This is a genomic window from Bacteroidota bacterium (genome assembly GCA_039111535.1).
Lineage (GTDB): Bacteria > Bacteroidota > Rhodothermia > Rhodothermales > JAHQVL01 > JBCCIM01.
This window is the reverse complement of sequence record JBCCIM010000354.1, coordinates 1-1,834: the sequence shown is the minus strand read 5'-3', so window position 1 is coordinate 1,834 and position 1,834 is coordinate 1. Positions and strand designations below refer to the sequence as shown.

Here is a 1,834-nt window from a genome sequence, read left to right as displayed (position 1 = left end):
GTCATAGTCGGCTTGCAAGTTAAACCAGAACTTTTCGGACATCCCCAGTGCTTTGCCAAGGCGCAGCGATGTTTCAGCAGATATGGCGCGCTTGCCGTTTATAATTTCGCTGATTCTCCCTGCCGGCACTGCCATTGCTTTGGCTAGTTTATTCTGACTGATACCGAGAGGTTTTAGATAATCGCGTACCAACAACTGGCCAGGGTGTGTTAGGGTATCTTTACTGCTTTTCTCAGGCATAATGGTTATTCAGCTCTACTACGAAGGCATTGTTGTCTTGCCAAATAAAACAAATACGCCATGACCGGTTTACTCGAATACTATGCTGACCGGTTCGCGTCCCTTTTAATTGCTTGAGTTTATTTCCGGGTGGTATACGTAAATCGTGCAAACTATCTGCAGCATGCAAGTACCGCAATTTATCCAATGCCCTGGTTAACACGTGGGTTGGAAAATGTCGGGAAGTTTCATGTAGGAATAGTTCTTCCGTAAACCGATCCGCAAAAGTGAGGATCATCGCGCTAAGGGTGTTACGTGTCGCGTAATGCCCTGTTTCTTACCAAAAGAAATAGGTCTGTTTTACGGTAGACAAGCCCCGGCTATGCTACATACCCTCATTCGACGCGTAGTATGCCGTTCATAATGCGCCAGTGACCAGGGAAGGTGCAGATGAAGGGGTAATCGCCGGGTGTGGTTGGCACTTGAATGGTGAAGGAGACGGATTTTCCGGCATCAACGAGTGGGGAGGCGGTGAGTACGCTTTCAATGGTTGGTACATAGGCTTGCTCGGCACCCTGTCCTGTACGAGCCAGCGCATCAGCAGCTCCGCCGATCGTTTCGAGGGTACCCGGCATACCAATCACAACATTGTGCGGCATGGCATCAAGGTTTTCGAAGACCAGGGTGATTTCTTCGCCGGCTTGCACAGTCAGCGTATCCTGTGCAAACTTGAGGGTGTTTAGCTCTGTTTGGAGGAGCACGGTTCTACCTGCAGTGCGCGGTTCTTCGATGGGTACCGTTTCTCCCCGCCACCGTTGCAGGAGTTTTTCGAGTGCGTTTTTTTGTGGCGCGTCCAGTTTATCTGCCAGCATGGTTCGGTATGCGTTGTCATCAGCAGCTGCGGCTGGCCGTTGGCCTGTGGGCCAGTTCTCTGCAAAACTGGAAAGTGCAAGGTCGCGGATGGCCGGGGTTGTGTTGTTGAGTTGCTCAAGGACCGAGAGGGCAGCCTGATCGAGTCCGCCTGCGCCGATGTGCCGGAATACCGTTTCAGCTACCACGGCAGATGGTGAGATGTCGCCAAGTTCAACAAGGCGCAAGTCGTCAAACCATGCAGTGCCTTTGTATTGACCCCAGCGCCCAAGATGGCACTGAATGCGGATTTCTTCTTTTGGCCCAGTATTGAACCGTCGCTCAACCCAGGTCCAGTCGGACGTGCCGCGGATGGTGCGGGTGCGTCCGAAGGTAAGGATGTCGATCACTGCACCGTACCCACCGCCCATGTTTTCTAAATTTTCCGTTTTTATCCACCCCGTAAGCAAGTAGGTGGTGTTGGGTTTGACGGGCACATCAACATAAACACCTACGTCAGCACCTGTAGGCGAGCTGATTTTCAAGGCGTTGCCAGTGCGGCCTTCCGGTACAATTTCATGCGTGTATACATTGGGATTGGTCTCTTCGAGCGGCCAGACAAATGGCTCGACACCCCAGCCGGCCGGTAGGTCATCAGCTGCAACCTCAAACCCCAGGTTTGGTGCATCAACTGGTATAACTTCGCGCTGGATATTAGCTGCTGCATCTTCCATCAACGCATCACAATGGGTATTTAAATGCGTTG

3 protein-coding genes are annotated in these 1,834 nt (G+C 51.9%); all 3 read right to left on the bottom strand.

Annotated features, from left to right (window positions below):
* On the bottom strand, positions 1-240 hold a 240-nt coding region (locus AAF564_26770), incomplete at its 3' end, for a HigA family addiction module antitoxin (GenBank protein MEM8489176.1).
* Positions 233-517: a type II toxin-antitoxin system RelE/ParE family toxin gene (locus AAF564_26765; protein MEM8489175.1), complete on the bottom strand. Its 285-nt coding sequence runs from the start codon at positions 515-517 to the stop codon at positions 233-235. The genes AAF564_26770 and AAF564_26765, both read right to left, overlap by 8 nt.
* Positions 518-614: 97 nt before the next feature.
* The coding region (locus AAF564_26760) for a plastocyanin/azurin family copper-binding protein (GenBank protein MEM8489174.1) at positions 615-1,834 on the bottom strand (1,220 nt) is incomplete at its 5' end.

Bases quoted from the DNA above. Each gene is read 5' to 3' on its own strand.
- AAF564_26765 (MEM8489175.1), bottom strand. From the start codon at position 517: ATGATCCTCACTTTTGCGGATCGGTTTACGGAAGAACTATTCCTACAT.